The following is a 16,932-nucleotide window of genomic DNA, read 5'->3' as shown; positions in this document are numbered from 1 at the left end:
CAGTATTAGCCATTACCTTTTTGGCAAAGCCACATAAAAAGTAGAACCCAAATTTCTACCACTACTTTCTGCCCATATTTTCCCTTTGTGTAAGTCTATTAGCATTTTTGCAATGGATAAGCCCAATCCGTTTGATTTTTGATAACCTGAACCAATAGCAGATAAACGCGCAAACTTGGTAAATAATGAGTCAAGCTCCTCTTTAATAATGCCCACACCTTCATCTATAATGGATACAGTTACATAATCTTCGTCTTCATTAGTAATAAGCCGAATTTTACCACCTTTTTTCGAAAACTTTATTGCGTTCTCAATTAAATGTTCGAAAGCTAAACTGAGCCTATATTCGTCCCCATAAACATAAATTTCATTTTGTGAGCTTAAAATTAAGCTTTGCGATTGTTGTTTAAGTTTACTTTCAAGGTTGCGTTTTACGTTTTCCAATACATCTCGTAAATCAAGTTTAATTTTCTGCATTTTAACAATCCCATTCTCTGTTCTCGAAGATGATAAAATCTCGTTCATGCTACTTACAACAGCCTTTGATTGTTTATTCATTTTTGCCGACATGCTAATTACCTTTTCTTGATTGGATGCAAACTTTCCTATCAATTCCGAGTGCAGGCATAAGGTTGTCATTGGGTTTTTCAGATCGTGAATAAGCATGTGCACACGTTCATCGCTTATTTTTATCCAATTTCTAAGAAAAACCCTGTTATTGAGTTTCTCCATAACAAGTTTTGCTAGTTTGGCTAAAATGCTTAATTGGGAATCAGAGACATTTTTAGGTTTTGTGTTTATTGCGCAAATGTTCCCGATTGTAAAACCATCTTCGGTAATTAACGGAGCAGATATATAACAATCTATTTGTTCATCATTTATATAAAATTTTTTGTGCTTGGTTAATTCATCCTCTAAAGTATCTTCAATCTTTAATGGCGCTGTTGAAAGCGAAAATAAGCTACCTTGAAATGTAATTTCCGCTTTGGGCGTATAACCCACAGCCGATTTAACGAATACCCGATCACCATCAAAAAACGAAATTAAAGCAATTGGAGCATTAAAAATTTGGGAAACAATTGCTGTAATTAAATCAAATTCTATTTCTGGTTCCGAATCTAAAATTTCAAAACTAGCTAATTTATCTAAAAAATTTTCTTCGTTATTCGACTTTTGGCTTGAATCTATCATTTGATTGAATCGTTTTAAATTTAAGTGTAAAATTTTTTAAATTAAATTGCTTAGTTAAAGTATTGATCTATAAAAAATTTTACTTTTATTAAAACAATGTAAACATTAGTTTGCGAAATGAGTTTTATTAAAGTACATATTTATAACCTTGATTAATTTCCAATGAGATTAGCAATTGAAAGAAAGTCAGTAAAAGTATATCCAGATTCGAAAAGAGTAATTGCACGTTTTTTTTTTAATGGAGAAGATAGAGCGCTCGAAGTTATTAGAAAAGTTTTAGAGTTTTCAGACGAAAAAGTGTTCTCATTAATTTCTCCAATTTTACAAGAATACTCTAAACGGCACCGAAACATTACTAAAATATTAACGCGTCATTGTAAAAAGCTAAAAAAGCAATTTGTAACCTTAAATGTAGATTACAACGATTTAAAAGAATACAAACAACTGTTAATAGGTGCGTACTTTACACACGAATATTCGATAGAATCGGCTGCGTTTTTTAATCCTTCTATTGTTGATGATCCCGATCAAACCGATTTAGTAGAGGGCGAAAAGAGGGTTATTATAAGTTTTAGAGCAGTTGGCGAAGGTCATATTTCTTCTATTGTATTTAGGAGAGCATTATTTGATGCCAATAATAACATACACGTTTTGCCGGTTGGAAATTATGTAGATGAAGCAGAAGTGGTTAAAAACGCCATTTACGTCAAAAAGCTTTTTCTAAAAAAGGCCGCTTATGCGCAAATAGATGCTTCGGTGTTAGAAGAAATTGAACCTTTGTTGGATGATAAGTTTGAGTACACCAGCTTGAGCAATATTATTAAGGATTCTAAAACGTTACATAAAGATAATCCTCAAAGAATCGTCGAATTTAATAAGGTACTTTGGCTGTCTGATACTTTTCATACAATCAGTTTTTCAAAAGATACAGATATTTCTGATCGCGTTATTTTTCCAATTTCGGAGTTTGAGCGAAAAGGAATAGAAGATGCCCGCTTTGTTAAGTTCACAAAAGATGATGGTTCTACAGTTTACTATGCAACTTACACAGCATTCGACGGTGCGCTTATCATACCAAAATTAGTACAAACCACAGATTTTTATGAGTTCAAGGTAATTCCCCTTTATGGAGAAGGTGCTCAGAATAAAAATTTGGCTTTGTTTCCGAGGAAAATTAATGGGAAATATGTGATGATGAGTAGAATTGATGGTTGGAATAATTACCTCATGTTTTCGGACAAAATTAATGTTTGGGAAAACCCGATTTTATTACAGGAACCTAAATTTTGCTGGGAACTGGTGCAAATTGGAAACTGCGGTTCGCCAATTGAAACGGAAAAAGGTTGGTTGGTAATTACCCACGGTGTAGGTCCGATGAGAAGATATTGCATTGGTGCGGTTTTGCTCGATTTGGAAGACCCGACAAAAGAAATTGGACATTTAATTGAACCTTTAATCATTCCGAACAATGATGAACGCGAAGGCTATGTACCAAATGTAGTGTATTCTTGTGGCTCTATCGTAAATAACGGCGAGTTGATTATTCCTTATGGATTGTCGGACTGGAGTTCATCTTTCGCAACCGTTAATTTAGAATTGCTTTTAAATAAACTAATTGAAGATAAAGAAAGTTTAAAGAATCAGTAAGCCTGGTTTTTGATATATAGGTGCATAAAAAAGCATGATTCTAATTAAGGAATCATGCTTTTTCTGCAAACGGCGATTAAGCTAACTTATTTGTCTCCATCAATGGCGATGACAAAGTTTCATATTCCATTTCTGCTGCTTTTAATACTGTTAAGTGCGATATGAAATAAGCCAACGTACTTTCTGCACCCTGATTTCTGTTCACGCTATTGCGTTGTAAACCGTCAGCACAGCCATTCGTTTCATTGTCGTACAACGGGATGTGTAAGCTGTTTTCACCCAAAAACCATTTGTAACTGGTGTGCATTTTTTGAAGATATTGCTCATCTTTAGTTACCTCAAATGCCTTGTAATAAAGTAAAACCATTGCCATGGTTTCTATAGCCTGTTGATCGTAAATTGGGTTTACACCGTTTTTCCGCATCCAACCGTCGTTGCCAATCGGACTTAAATAACCATGTTCGAAAGAAAAACCATCTAAAAATTTAATACTTTCCATTGCAATCTCATACGATTCTAAATTGCCCGTAGCTTGATAATGGTGTAGTAAAGCAAGCGGTAAAATTGCATTATCGTAAGTTAAAATATCTTCAAACCAATGCCAATCTCCATCTTTATTCGCCCTATATGCGTTTTTTAAAGACGCGGTTAAATTGTTCAGTTCATTCACTAAAAGTTCATCTCCACCATGCACCATTAAATATTCTGATACGCCGATAATTGTGTTTGCAATTCCTCTGATATATTTTAGCGTTTTAAAATGTGGTATTGCGTTAGAGAATAATTCTTTCCCAAATTCTCTATATGAATTATTAGCAACACTATTAATCAACTTTCCTAACGACCAAATCGTTCTTCCAAAAGAATCTTCAGATCCAATTTCATCTAAATAATTGCGGTTAAAACTCAAAAAATTTCTAAAATTCCCATCATCTTTTTGCATGTACTGAATGTAACTCAGGTATGTTGGAATTAATTCCCTCGCATTTTTGCTTTTATCATGCTCATAAGCCATTAAGGCCATTATTAACGCTCTAGCGTTATCGTCTATACAATACCCTTCTTTCAAATTCGGAATGCCAAAACGAGCATGTTGGATGATTCCCGTATCATCCGTTAAACGGAATATATGGTTAAGATTTAATTTTGGCATACTTTCCACATCAATAATAGGCGGTGAAGTCCGTTCAGCCAAAGGATTGTTTTTGGCATCATTTAATACGTCCATATAATTGTTGCCAATTGCCGGCCAACGCAATGTTTTACCATATTGATAAGCTTTTTCTCTTAACGCGCTATATTTTTCCGAATCGCCTAATAATGAATTTACAATATCTGCTAACTGATCATAATTTTTGAAGTCAAATAGCTTTCCTCTACCGTCGGCCAATAACTCTTGTGCGTGCCAATATGGTGTAGAAATTACGGCTGCACCTGCGCCAACTGCATAAGATAATGTTCCGCTTGTAATTTGCGCTTCATTTAAATATGGTGTTATATACAAAGTGGATGCCGTAAGGTAACTGTGAAGCTCTTCTTCTGACACAAATTTATTTACAAATGCGAGGTTTTTTTCCACGCCCAAATCAACCGCTAATTTTTTAAGGCTATCGCGATATTCTTCTCCATTGTGCCTAACAACTCCTGGGTGTGTGTTGCCTAAAATAACGTACAAAGCATCAGGATGCTGAGCTACAATTTTTGGCAACGCCTTAATAACCGTTTCTAAACCTTTATTTCTGCTAATTAACCCAAAAGTGAACAATACTTTTCTGTTTTGAAACAACTCGCTTTTCGATATTGGATTATCTATTTTAGGCTCTAAATTAGGCACTCCATGAGCTATTAATTGTATTTTAGTAGAAGGAATTTGGTAAATACTGTTTAAAAATAGAACAGCTTTTTTACTCATCACCACAATTTTAGATGCTTTTGCCGCAATTTCTTTAATAATGGTTTGTTGCATAAAATTCGGCTCTTTTAAAACCGTATGCAAAACTGTAATAAATGGCTTTTTTAAATTGTTAATTAACGAAAGCAAAAATACGCCACTATTTCCGCCATAAATACCAAATTCATGTTCGATAATGCAGGTGTCAACATCACTTTCATTAATAAATTTGGCAGCATCGATATAATCTTGTTGATTTTGTTGCCTAATTAAAAATTTAACTTCCTTCGGATACTTAAATTCATTTAAATCATCCGTTTCATTTAATGCTACAATAAAGCTCTTTATAGGATCATAATCGCTATTTAAGCTTAACGCATTTACTAAGTTCTGGTTGAAGGTAGCTAAGCCACATTCGCGAGGCGGATAAGTTGATAAAAAAGCAATTTTCATGTTTCTTAAAGTTTTTCAAAGGTTAGTACTATTATTAACAGCCGATTACGATAGAAATATCATTGCTATAAAAAGCTGTTTTGGCAAAGGGGATTGATATTAAAACAGACTTAAACGTAAAATGTTTCGGGTATTTTAGATACAGTAAATTTTTACAATAAAAAACAATATAGATTAGTGATTTGTTAATTTTTATAACAAAACTAATGCTTTATGAGATCTATTTGGAAAGGTTCGATTGGTTTCGGACTTGTAAATATTCCCGTTAAATTATATTCAGCTGTGCAAGATAGTAGGTTAGACCTAGATATGCTAGATGAGCGCGACCACGGTAAAATTAAATACTTAAAGGTGAATGAGCACACAAAAAAAGAAGTGCCTTTCGAAAAAATTGTACGTGGCTATTTTTTAAAGGATAGATATGTTATTCTAGATAAGCACGATTTTGAAGATGCATCACCAGAAAAAACAAAAATTATTGAGCTGGAGAATTTTGTAGATGTTACTTCTATCAATCCGATTTATTACGAAACCTCTTATTATAGCGAGCCCGAAAAGCAAGGTAAAAAAGCGTACGCACTCTTACTGCAAGCCCTTTTAAAATCGAAAAAAGCTGGTGTAGGGAGGTTTGTGTTGCGCAATACCGAAAATTTATGTGTTATTCACCCAATGGGAGGGGTAATTGTAATTACCAAAATACGCTTCCAACAAGAAATTCGAGATGCTTCGGAAATTGCATCCCCCGAAGGCGTTACCATTACAAAAAAAGAAATGGACGTGGGTATGGCGCTGATTAAACAGTATAGCTCAAAATTTGACCTCAGCAGTTTTAAAGATAATTATACCGCAGAACTTTTGAAAGTGATTAAAGCAAAAGCTAAAGGTAAACGGGCTACAGTTAAAAAAATGCAACCTCATAAAGCAACAAGTGATGATTTATACGACCAATTAATGCAGAGTTTAAGTGTTAAAAAGAGGGCTTAAAATACTTTTTTACCAATTACTAAAACAGCCAAATAACATTTCAAACAAAACTTTATTAAATCTTAATCTGTTGTTAAATTTTAAGATCATTTGAGTTTTTAACCAGAATAATCCATATTACTTAATTTAAAATTATGAAAACTTCAAAAACCACCGCCGAAGAAAACAAAGCAACTGCGCCAAAAGGTGCTAAAGCTAAAGGACCTGACGAGATGAATAGTACCACTGGTAAAGATGCAAAACCTTGCGAGGTAAGTAAAAAGGCAGGTCACGACAAAAAGAATTAGGTCCTAAAACTAGTTGTTTCCCTGTTTTTGTGAACGTTTTATAGCATAATACACAGATAACAATGGTATTTCATGGCTGAATCCAATTAACAAACTTGTTGTTTATTTCAGTAGCGCATAAACTTTGTCCATAAGTTCATCTATGTTAAATGGTTTTGCCATAAATCCATCGGCATGTAGGTTATCCAATGGATAATTGTTTTCGTTGTATCGTGCAGAAATCATTAGAACTGGAATGTGGCAAGTAGCTGGCGTTTCTTTAATCTGCTTTAATAGCATTCTTCCATCAATATCTGGCAGCATGATGTCCATAACAATTACATCAGGTTTGTACGATTCTACACGATTAAAAAACTCGGCACCTTTATTTAAACCCGCTACATTAAAGGCTTCACTTTCTAAAATGAGCGTAATTACGTCTAAAATTGCGTGGTTATCTTCTACAACCAATATATTTTTCTTCGCCAAACTTAAGAGATGATTAGTGGATTATTAGCAAAGATATGAGAATTAATAAATTAGAATAATTATTATTTTCACAAATTTTCGAGATGTTTTGATTCGGGCGCTATTGCCAATGCATTAAGGCGAACATTAGAAATATATTGGGTATTTACCGTTTTTAAGGAATATCCATCGAAAATGAAATATTTTTATCAACATCTAAAAATTTGGAAGGAATTTGTATCTTTTTTTTGAAAAATGGGATGAAATCAATCTAAATTACCTTGTTACAACATGTTTGATTTGGCATTTTTACATTTAATTCAAGTTGGCTCATTTCTTCTTGTAAAGTTTAAATTTTAAGTGATTTTATAAAAAATTTTTCCGGAAATGTGAGCTTGGTGTTAAGCTACAACAAACTGACTTGACGAAAAGACACCTTGCTACGAAATAGCAAGGTATATGCTTTTTTTGACTCGAAACCTTTATAATTGATTTGTTATGTTAGCTAAAAGGCATTTAGAACACTATTATGTTTTAAATCGCTTTTTTACGGAATTGCCCTTTAGTCGCAAATGCAAATTTTTAAAAAAGAGTACGCGAGTTTGACTTGCTAAATCTTTCAAGATTGTTTTACCTGCATAAATGTTTAGCAAGAAGCAACAATTCGGTATAATTAAGATTTCAGTCGTCCCAATTATTTTTTTGATGATCAGGATTTTAAAGGAAACAGTGAAGCTGTTAAAATTTAATTAAAAATGAAATTTACTTGGGTTAGGAGGTGATACACGCATAAAAATGTGCAAAACTTATTTAAAATAAATATTTCCAATTTGTTGATAATTCAACCTAAATATGTATAATTGAAAATAAATAAATTTTTAAACCCTAAAAACATCAATTAGCGATGGAAAAATTCTCAAAAGTTAAAGCTGCGGTTGCTGCTATCGAAGCAGATGTAGAAAAATTTTATAGTGCTGGCAATGCAGCTGCTGGTACACGTGTACGTAAAGCTATGCAAGACTTAAAAGTTTTAGCACAAGAAATTCGTGCAGAAGTTACTGAAAAGAAAAACTCTGAAAAATAGTATTTCGCGAGTATGAACAAGAAGGGGTTTAACTACGGTTAGGCCCCTTTTTGGTTTTACGACCATCGGTTTGCGATTAATTTTAGATATTATATATTTCAGCGCACAGCTGCCAACTCAGCATTAAAAGAATAAACTAAAAAATGATATTTGCGTTCGTCACTATTGCAATTTTGATTGTATTTTTCATCATTACCAACATACCGGTATTCGGTAAATTGCCAGCTGGTGAAAGGAAAAAGTTAATTTCTCAATTGCCAAATTATAAAAATGGCGCTTTACAAAATTTGAGCGTAACACCAATGCAACCGGAGGGTGTAAGTCTTTTTGATATTTTAAAATCATTTCTTTTTGGCAAGCATCCAAATAAAAAACCTAAATATTCTTTACCATCTGTAAAGCCTGATTTAACAAATTATAACAATCCAAAGCCAGAAATAATATGGTTCGGGCATTCGTCTTATTTGATAAAACTGCCGAACATGAATGTTTTAGTAGATCCGGTTTTCAGCGATACTCCGTCTCCATTCTCATTTGTAAGCACCAAAGCTTTTGCGGGTACCAATATTGTAAAGGCTGAGGATTTTGATAGTTTAGATGTAATTCTGATTACGCACGATCATTATGATCATCTCGATTACCCAACAATACTAAAACTGAGTAAAAAAACTAAAACTTTCGTTTGTTCATTGGGTGTTGGTGCTCATTTAGAAAAGTGGGGAATTAACAAAGATAAAATTATCGAAATTGCATGGCATCAAACTGCCGATTTAGGTAAACTTAAATTTACGGCAGTGCCAGCGAGGCATTTCACAGGAAGAAAGTTTAAAAGAAACCAAACCTTGTGGTCGGCATTTGTTATGGATTTTGGAAATTTTAAATTATTTTTAGGTGGAGATTCTGGTTACGATACGCACTTTAAAGAAATTGGTAAGCAACACGGTCCATTCGATTTGGCGTTCCTAGAATGTGGTCAGTATAATGCATATTGGCCATTTATACACATGTTCCCTGAAGAAACTATACAAGCGGCAATCGATCTTGGTGCAAAGGTGTTAATGCCCGTGCATTGGTGTAAATTTACTTTATCGATGCACCCTTGGAACGAACCTATACAAAGAGCAGTTGAAGAAGCAAAGCTTTTAAATGTAAAAATCACAACGCCCATGTTGGGAGAAACCGTAATAATTGATGAATGTTATCCATCTAAGCGTTGGTGGGAGAATATTTTCTAAACAATATTAAAGGCACAATGTTTATTATCTAAACCCATTGTTATGAAAACAGATGTTGTAGAAATCTTCCAAACACTAAGAGCATGTTTGCAACCTTATGCAACCCGTGGCTACACTGCTCATAAAAATTCTGAAAGTGATTTTGAGCTATGGAGCGAAAAAAACATGGTGGATGAAGGTGAAAAAGTTACTGAGCGATTTTTCGCAGGCTTAAGGATAGACGGAGATGCCGTAGTTGTAAAAACTGGCCTAGATATGGATGATAAAGATGCTGATGCATCAAGGTTAAAAATTGAAAACCTATCCAACGAAAAGGTTAAAGAAGTTGAAAATTTGATTGCAATTACACATAATCACTTCAAAGAAAAAAAATGGATTTGATAGGGAATATAAATTTATGTATTTTTAAATTTGTAAACGGAATAAGAAATTATTCCGTTTACTTTTTTACAAGCTTTTGGATAGGGACATTAAATCACAAATCGTACAACATGTAAACTGGCGGGAGGATGTACTTTCTGAATTGGTTAAATCTTGTATTGATTTTCATTTGGAGAATAATTCAACTTCCAGAATTTTCTTAACAAAATCTATTGTAATCATTCTACTTGATATTGGTACTGATTTTTTGCCCGAAAATTTGATTCAAATCCAAAAGGAAAATCAATTGAAGAACATTAAAACCATTTATTTGTGGGAAGATGTTTGGTTAACTAAACCAATATTGGTTATATCAAGACTCAGATCTTTATGTGGGATGAACATTCGTGTGCATGGTCGAAAAACAAAAGTTGTAAAAATTATTAAACCGCTTGCCGATCTTTTTTTAGATGAAAATCATTTACAGGGCGCAGTTAGTAGTCGGTATAAATTAGGGTTATTTTTTAAAGATGAATTGATTGCAGTGGCTACATTTTCGGCATTAAGAAAAATGAACCATACCGAGAATTACAAATCGGTGGAGTTGATTCGCTTTGTGGTAAAAATGGGTTACAGCGTAATCGGAGGTTTAAGTAAACTAATAAAGGCATTTTATTTAAGCTTCGGGCCGAATGATGTTATGACTTATGCTGATCGTGACTGGAGTGTTGGTGAGGGGTATTTAAAGTTAGGTTTCGAATGCACTTCTATTTTAGAACCACATTATTTTCTTTTGGATAAAAATTTTAGCAGGCAATTAAGTAGAATAGTTATTACACAAGAAGAAAATACCGTTTTTAACACTGGTAGTTTAAAGTTTGTATTAAAATTTTAGCAATGTTGGTAAATCCATTACTCGTAATATTAGGCGCCACTGCCTCGGGCAAAACAAAATTAGCGGTAAAGTTGGCTTCGCAGTTAAATGGCGAAGTGATTAGTGCAGACAGTAGGCAGGTTTTTAAACACATGGATATCGGCACTGGAAAAGACTTAAATGAGTTTACCCTAAACGGTATGGAGATCAACCGCCATTTAATTAATATTTTAGAGCCAGGGCAGCAATATAATGTCGATGCGTTTAAAAACGATTTTTATGATTCATTTTCTGCCATCACGAAAAAAAACAAACTTCCAATTTTGTGTGGTGGCACAGGTATGTACATACATAGTTTATTTCAAAACCAAACCTACACATCAATTCCTGCCGACATACAGTTACGAACAATGCTCTCAACTTTAACAAAAGAGGAGCTAGTTGCAAAACTTGAGTGCTATCCACAAAACCATATTAAGCATGTGGATGTATCTTCTAATAAAAGGTTAATTAGAGGTGTAGAAATAGCTGAATATTTGAGGTTTAATACATTGGAAGAGGTAAATAAGCCTAATATTAATTATTTAACTGTTGGTTTAAAGAATGAAGTTGAAAACACCCGAAAAAATATTTTGATACGATTAGATCAGCGCTTAAAAAACGGATTGATAGAAGAGGTTGAATCGCTTTTGGCTATGGGATTATCTCATGAGAAACTCGTTTTCTATGGGTTGGAATACAAGTTTCTTTCTAATTACTTAAATGGCTTTCTTAATTACGAAGAATTAAAGTCGAAGTTGGGCATAGCCATTTGCCAATTTGCAAAAAGACAGCACACTTTTTTTAGAAAAATGGAAAAAGACGGTGTTAAGATCCATTGGGTAGATGCTTCTAAACCAACGGATGCTTTGGTTGATGAAGTTATTCAATTGTCTCAAATTGAGGATAATTACAGTTTTTAAACTTATTTATAATCATTAAAGTTTGATTAACATCACTTTTTAAAAGCCTCTTTGGCACAGCATTTGCATATATGCAATTATAAATAAATCAGAAAAATAATTTCAAAATGAAAACAATTACTAAAATTCTAGCTACTTCAGCAGCTGTAGTGGCCTTATTCTTTACAACAAATGCAAATGCACAATCTACTCCAAAATTAGGAATTGGTTTAAATGTTGGTGTACCTACCCAAACTAATGGTAGCGTGGCAATTGGTGGTGATGTACGTTACCAATTTGATATTGATAAACAACTTTCAATCCCTGTTACTGCAGGTTATACCAATATTTCTTACAAAAATTCTATAGCTAGCTCAGGTTACATTCCAGTAAAAGTTGGCGCTAAATATTTCTTTAACGACACTGGTGCTGGTGTTTATGGCTTAGCAGAGGTTGGTGCAGCTTTTAATACAGGTAGCGAAACTGGTACATCACTGGTTTACTCACCTGCTTTGGGTTACGCTTGGAGTAACGGTTTAGACTTAGGTGTTAAGTATGAAGGTAAGAGCAAAAGTTCAAACAGTGTTATTAGCACAGGTTATGTTGGTTTGCGTTTAGCTTACGGTTTTACTTTGTAAAACATAAATGTTACAATTTAAGTGCCTTTAAATTATTTAAAGGCACTTTTTTTGTTTTATAATATCTACCTTTGTCATTCTCACAATTTTACAAACTAATTCTGTAGGCTAAAAAAAAATAATTTACTTGTAATAAAACGAATACTTTTTCGTCTATTTGATGTGATTAACTATTTAGTGTTAAATTAAAATTAATGAAAGACAATATTAAAATTCTTATTGCAGACGATAACCAATTATTACGGGTTGTAATGAAGAATTTTTTTCTTGAAGTCTGTTCATCATCTAAAATACTGGAAACCGGTGATTTGGAACAGACTTATAATACGCTAAAAACAGGTCATTTGGATTTTTTATTATTGGATATTAACATGCCGACTGGGGATGCAACGCCAGAAGTTGTAAAAGGTATTTTGGCTAATTATCCAAGTTTAAGAATATGCATGTTTTCGGGGAACGAAAAAAGCAAATTAGAGCAAATTTATCTTGAGGCTGGCGCAATGGGATTTATCCAAAAAGACGAAAAAATGAAAAAATCTTTAAAGGATTTTATTGATAAATTTTTAGTTAATTAAGCAATCCTGTTAGTTATTTAAGTCAATTTACCCGCAATTGAGGCACCCGCCAAAAGAAGTTCATTCGTTATTGTTTTTGTATATTCTGTAATTTCTGCTTTGAAGTCTGATACGGATGACCCCGATCGTATTTCTTCCAACCTTTTTTCCCACTGTCCGGTTAATTCCGCCTGCGCAATTTGTTTATCTTTAACAACATCATACACTGCTAAACCTTTATTGGTAGGGATTAAATTTCGTTTTTCTCTACTAATATATTCCCTCGTGATTAATGTTTCTATAATAGAAGCTCGTGTAGCCGGTGTGCCTAAGCCACTGTCTTTCATCGCGTAGCGCAATTCTTCATCCTCAATTTCTTTACCAGATGTTTCTAAAGCTTTTAAAAGTGAAGCTTCATTGTACATAGGTTTAGCTTTAGTTTGCTTTTCGAGTAAACTTTTTTCGATAATGGGCAATTGCTCATTTACAACAACTTTGGGTAAGCTAGCGTTTTCTTCATCTTTTTTATCGTCTTCAGTTTCGTTAAAAACAGTACGCCATCCGGCAGAACGTATAACCGTACCGCTTGCAACAAATGTTAAGCCAGACTGAACAGTTATTTTAGTAATCTCTTTTATACATTCCTGATGAAAGGCTTCTAACATTCTACCCACAACCATGTCATAAATTGCCTGTTTATCGCTACTTAAACCATAAGCGTCTTCGCCTGTTGGTAAAATTGCATGGTGATCGGTTACTTTCTTGGCATTTACACTACGCTTATTTAATGGTACAGTTTGTAAAAAAGTTGCTTGTTTGCCAAAATCTTTATGGGTTGTAAGCTTTGCAATTAAGCTAGGTACACCGGCAAAAACATCATCGCCAATATATCTAGATCCCGTACGGGGATAAGAAACCAATTTACTTTCGTAAAGATTTTGCAAAAGACCGAGCGTTTGATCTGCAGTAAATCCTTTTTTCTTGTTGGCTTCTTGCTGTAAACTACTTAAATCATGTAAAAGTGGTGGTGGTTCCTTTCTAGGTTTTGCTTCAACGGCGGTAATATTTCCTCCATTTGGGAAACCAGAAGGTACATCTTCTACTAAGACAAATAATTTTTCTGCGTCTTCTTTGCTTTTATAATTGGATGTGGATACGGCCTTAAAAGTTTGTTCATCTTTTACCAACTGAATACTCATTTGATAGTAAATCTGCGGAACGAAATTCTTGATTTCTAAAAAACGCGAGCAAATCATTGCTAACGTTGGTGTTTGCACCCTTCCAAGTGAGAGTACGGTTCGGTTACCTGCCGATATACTGAGCGCCTGCGTTGCATTCATGCCAACTAGCCAGTCTGATTCAGAGCGACAGTGTGCAGAATTGAACAATGTATCGTAATCACTCCCGGGTTTTAAATTTCTAAATCCATCCTTTATGGCTTCGTCCGTTTGCGATGAAATCCATAATCGTTTAAAAGGTTTTTTGCATTTTAGAAAATAATAAATGTATCTAAAAATTAGTTCACCCTCACGTCCGGCATCCGTAGCCACAATGATTTCGGTTGCCTCATCAAAAAGTTTTTTTATGGTATTAAGTTGTTTCCGCACCGCAGGATCTTCAACAAAACCATCTTTTGTTTTAATTTTCCTAATCGCTAATTTGAATTTTGCGGGCAACATGGGTAAATGTTGTTTTCTCCAGCCAATAAAACCATAATCTTGTGGAGGTGCCAATTGCAACAAATGCCCAAACGCCCAAGTAAATGAATAGCCTTTTCCTTCAATATATCCATCTTTTTTTGTGGTTGCTCCAAATACTTTAGCAAGTTCACGTCCAACAGATGGTTTTTCTGCGATTACAATCTTCATTTACTAACCCTTTTGTTAACCTCAAATATCACAAAAATTATCTGCGTAACAATCAAAATTTTACTCACACTATAAAGGTTTGAAAGCCAAACCCTTTAGTGTTTTACGGGAAAAGTTTGACATAGAAAAGCTCAATTTAAATTAATCCATAACTGCTGCCAGAACGCTATTTTCACTTAAGATCAAACTGGCAGCCAACTGCTCATTTAAAAACTGTGATTGATAATGTTGGGCTGAATTGTTGATAAATAACACTGTATGCTCAGAAATGGTATTGATAACCTGGTTTGCTAAATTTGCAGGCACAGCAGGGCAACCCTGACTTCTGCCTAACCTACCCAATTGATTAATGCTTTCTTGAGAAACGTAATCTGCGCCGTGCACTACAATTGATCTTTCTCTCGCATGATCGTTAAATCCTTCATCCATGCCATCTAATTTGAGCGATCTGCCGTGTTTACCGGTGTAGGTTTCACCAGTTAAGTAAAAACCTAAACTACTTTCATTCGAATCTTTTTCGTTAGAAAAATTTGTTGTTTGGTTTCCGCCACTATTTTGGCCATGCGCAACCCATGTATTTAAAATTAATTTCTTTTGGCATAAATCAATGATATAGAATCTTTTACAACTGCTTAACTGATCGAAATCTGCTATTGTTAATATTGCTTTATCGTTTAAAAGCCCCGAATATTTCATGTTGTAATAGCCCGTGAGTGCTTTTTCGAAAACAGATTTTTCTAAACCTGTACGGTCTAAACCAATGGCTTGGTAAAGTTTTGTGATGTATTGGTTGTATAAACTGTCTTTGGAGATTTTAATGACAGTTTCTTGTTGGGATTGTGGATGCTCCGCGACCTTCCAACTGATTCCTGCAATGCCGATACTCACTAAAATTATCATGACAAAGCCCCAATTGTTTTTATTCATTTATGAGATGTTTGGTTAAATAAGCTGCATTAAATACGCTGATAAGTTAATTTCATTGTGTCTAATTAAAAAGACAGCTTGTTTTTCTACTTCCTTTACAATGAAATGACTAAACTTGCAAAAATAGAGCTTTAAGGAATTTTCTATTTAATAATCAAATACTTATGTAGAGAGGGCTATGCTTTATAAAATAATGTTTACACTTACGAATTTTGTAAAAGCAAATGTTGTGAGGAGATTAATGAATGTAAATGCTTATTTTTGAAATCTAATTACACACAATGTCTGATAAAAATCAAGATTATTCCTTTTGGACAAAGTATAAAAGATTTGCCTCTACAGAAATTATTATGTATTTAATTATGGTTATTGGAATTGCATTAGGATTAATTATTTTGAGTTAAGAAATAGCCTCAAATAATCATTAAATATTTAATACAATTTGCAATTATATTTAAAAATCTTAAACGCATTTAAACAACTAATCAAACCTTTTTAGCACTTTTGAATAAAATCATATTTTTAGGTGCTTTCTTGTTATGGTTATTTAAGCATCAAACTCATATTAAAACGCATGAAATTAAATTTAAAACGCCCTTTGGCCTTTTTCGATCTTGAAGCTACCGGTATAAATGTTGGTGCCGATCGAATTGTAGAAATTGCAATTTTAAAAGCAATGCCCGACGGAAGTGAAGTGGTTAAAACCTGGCGTGTAAATCCAGAAATGCCAATTCCATTGGTAACATCGTTAATTCATGGTATTTACGATGAAGATATTGCCAATGAACCAACCTTTAAAATGCTTGCCGAAGAAATTGCAACTTTTATCGGCGAGGCAGATTTAGCAGGGTACAATTCTAATAAATTTGATATCCCGATGCTGTTAGAAGAGTTTTTGAGAGCTGATGTGGATTTTGATATGAGCAACAGAAAATTTGTTGATGTGCAAAATATTTTCCATCAAATGGAACAACGTACATTAAAAGCTGCTTACAAGTTTTACTGTAATGAAGATTTGGTTAACGCACACGCTGCAGAAGCTGATGTTATTGCAACTTATAAAGTATTGCTTGGACAGTTGGAAATGTACAAAGAAAAGGAATTTGAGAGTAAGCAAGGTGTAAAAAGTATTCCCGTTGTAAATGATGTAGATGCATTGCACATATTTACGAACATTAACAAACCTGTAGATTTTGCGGGGAGAATGGTTTATAATGATAACGATGAAGTTTGCTTTAATTTTGGTAAACATAAAGGTAAAACTGCGCAACAAGTTTTTGCTACAGAACCGAGTTACTACGCTTGGATGAAAAATGGTGATTTCCCTTTATATACCAAAAAGAAACTTGATGAAGAATGGGCAAAGTTTAATGCTAAGAAAAACGAAAATAAGGCACCAAGAGTAGTTACACAAGTTGCAAAACCTTATCAGCCAAAACCTCAGCCTAAAGTTGAGAAAACCGCAGAGCCGATAAATACAGATATGTTAGAGCAACTTAAAATGAAATTTGGGAAGTAAATTGAAATAAGAAATAATAAACTGAGTTTTTA

General features: G+C 33.8%; 17 protein-coding genes. 12 read left to right on the top strand and 5 right to left on the bottom strand.

The window, feature by feature from the left end; translation table 11 throughout:
* Positions 1-12: 12 nt before the first annotated feature.
* Positions 13-1,191, bottom strand: a complete 1,179-nt coding sequence (locus tag EZJ43_RS10900; RefSeq protein ID WP_133262749.1) for a GAF domain-containing sensor histidine kinase — start codon at positions 1,189-1,191, stop codon at positions 13-15.
* Positions 1,192-1,353: 162 nt separating this feature from the next.
* Between EZJ43_RS10900 and EZJ43_RS10895 the strand changes: the two genes are divergently transcribed.
* Positions 1,354-2,838, top strand: a complete 1,485-nt coding sequence (locus EZJ43_RS10895) for a glycoside hydrolase family 130 protein (protein WP_133262748.1) — start codon at positions 1,354-1,356, stop codon at positions 2,836-2,838.
* 76 nt (positions 2,839-2,914) lie between these two features.
* Here the strand turns inward: EZJ43_RS10895 and EZJ43_RS10890 are convergent, their stop codons facing one another.
* Complete coding sequence (locus tag EZJ43_RS10890) at positions 2,915-5,182, bottom strand: glycosyltransferase family 4 protein (RefSeq protein ID WP_133262747.1); 2,268 nt, start codon at positions 5,180-5,182, stop codon at positions 2,915-2,917.
* A 213-nt stretch (positions 5,183-5,395) separates the two neighbouring features.
* On the opposite strand from EZJ43_RS10890, the gene ku reads away from it, so the two are divergent.
* Together ku and EZJ43_RS17165 are read left to right on the top strand one after the other, a co-directional pair.
* Entirely contained in the window at positions 5,396-6,166 is a 771-nt protein-coding gene (gene ku, locus EZJ43_RS10885) for a non-homologous end joining protein Ku (protein ID WP_133262746.1), read from the top strand.
* A 134-nt stretch (positions 6,167-6,300) separates the two neighbouring features.
* Entirely contained in the window at positions 6,301-6,453 is a 153-nt protein-coding gene (locus tag EZJ43_RS17165; RefSeq protein WP_165953146.1) for a hypothetical protein, read from the top strand.
* A gap of 102 nt (positions 6,454-6,555) precedes the next feature.
* Here EZJ43_RS17165 and EZJ43_RS10880 read toward each other — a convergent pair whose 3' ends face one another.
* Entirely contained in the window at positions 6,556-6,921 is a 366-nt protein-coding gene (locus EZJ43_RS10880) for a response regulator transcription factor (protein WP_133262745.1), read from the bottom strand.
* 883 nt (positions 6,922-7,804) lie between these two features.
* Here EZJ43_RS10880 and EZJ43_RS10875 point away from each other — a divergent pair.
* The 7 genes from EZJ43_RS10875 (at position 7,805) to EZJ43_RS10845 (ending at position 12,607) form a co-directional block, all read left to right on the top strand.
* Positions 7,805-7,984 carry a histone H1 gene (locus EZJ43_RS10875; protein WP_133262744.1) on the top strand — a complete coding sequence of 60 codons (180 nt, stop codon included), beginning with the start codon at positions 7,805-7,807 and terminating at the stop codon, positions 7,982-7,984.
* Between the two features lie 143 nt (positions 7,985-8,127).
* The gene (locus tag EZJ43_RS10870; RefSeq protein ID WP_133262743.1) at positions 8,128-9,219 is read left to right on the top strand and encodes an MBL fold metallo-hydrolase; all 1,092 of its coding nucleotides are present in this window, start codon (positions 8,128-8,130) and stop codon (positions 9,217-9,219) included.
* Between the two features lie 42 nt (positions 9,220-9,261).
* On the top strand, positions 9,262-9,600 hold the full coding sequence (locus EZJ43_RS10865) for a hypothetical protein (RefSeq protein WP_133262742.1): 339 nt from the start codon (positions 9,262-9,264) through the stop codon (positions 9,598-9,600).
* Positions 9,601-9,676: 76 nt separating this feature from the next.
* A complete protein-coding gene (locus EZJ43_RS10860) occupies positions 9,677-10,474 on the top strand; it encodes a hypothetical protein (RefSeq protein ID WP_133262741.1) in 798 nt (265 codons plus the stop codon).
* A gap of 2 nt (positions 10,475-10,476) precedes the next feature.
* The gene (gene miaA, locus EZJ43_RS10855) at positions 10,477-11,415 is read left to right on the top strand and encodes a tRNA (adenosine(37)-N6)-dimethylallyltransferase MiaA (RefSeq protein WP_133262740.1); all 939 of its coding nucleotides are present in this window, start codon (positions 10,477-10,479) and stop codon (positions 11,413-11,415) included.
* Positions 11,416-11,522: 107 nt separating this feature from the next.
* Positions 11,523-12,032 (top strand): outer membrane beta-barrel protein, encoded by a 510-nt coding sequence (locus EZJ43_RS10850; RefSeq protein WP_133262739.1) that lies wholly within the window; start codon positions 11,523-11,525, stop codon positions 12,030-12,032.
* Positions 12,033-12,226: 194 nt separating this feature from the next.
* A complete protein-coding gene (locus EZJ43_RS10845; protein ID WP_133262738.1) occupies positions 12,227-12,607 on the top strand; it encodes a response regulator in 381 nt (126 codons plus the stop codon).
* A gap of 17 nt (positions 12,608-12,624) precedes the next feature.
* On the opposite strand, the gene EZJ43_RS10840 is transcribed toward EZJ43_RS10845, so the two are convergent.
* Both EZJ43_RS10840 and EZJ43_RS10835 read right to left on the bottom strand, forming a co-directional pair.
* Positions 12,625-14,454, bottom strand: coding sequence for a DNA topoisomerase (locus EZJ43_RS10840; protein ID WP_133262737.1), 1,830 nt, complete (start codon positions 14,452-14,454; stop codon positions 12,625-12,627).
* A gap of 141 nt (positions 14,455-14,595) precedes the next feature.
* Complete coding sequence (locus EZJ43_RS10835; protein ID WP_133262736.1) at positions 14,596-15,381, bottom strand: murein L,D-transpeptidase catalytic domain family protein; 786 nt, start codon at positions 15,379-15,381, stop codon at positions 14,596-14,598.
* 281 nt (positions 15,382-15,662) lie between these two features.
* Here EZJ43_RS10835 and EZJ43_RS17545 point away from each other — a divergent pair, with 281 nt between their 5' ends.
* Together EZJ43_RS17545 and EZJ43_RS10830 are read left to right on the top strand one after the other, a co-directional pair.
* Positions 15,663-15,785 carry a hypothetical protein gene (locus EZJ43_RS17545; protein WP_262708860.1) on the top strand — a complete coding sequence of 41 codons (123 nt, stop codon included), beginning with the start codon at positions 15,663-15,665 and terminating at the stop codon, positions 15,783-15,785.
* 170 nt (positions 15,786-15,955) lie between these two features.
* Entirely contained in the window at positions 15,956-16,900 is a 945-nt protein-coding gene (locus EZJ43_RS10830; RefSeq protein ID WP_133262735.1) for a 3'-5' exonuclease, read from the top strand.
* Positions 16,901-16,932: the final 32 nt, after the last annotated feature.

This window comes from Pedobacter changchengzhani (assembly GCF_004354365.1).
In the GTDB taxonomy this organism is placed as follows: Bacteria; Bacteroidota; Bacteroidia; order Sphingobacteriales; family Sphingobacteriaceae; genus Pedobacter; species Pedobacter changchengzhani.
Note: the sequence above shows the minus strand (reverse complement) of the source record. Positions and strands in the feature narration are given on the sequence as shown.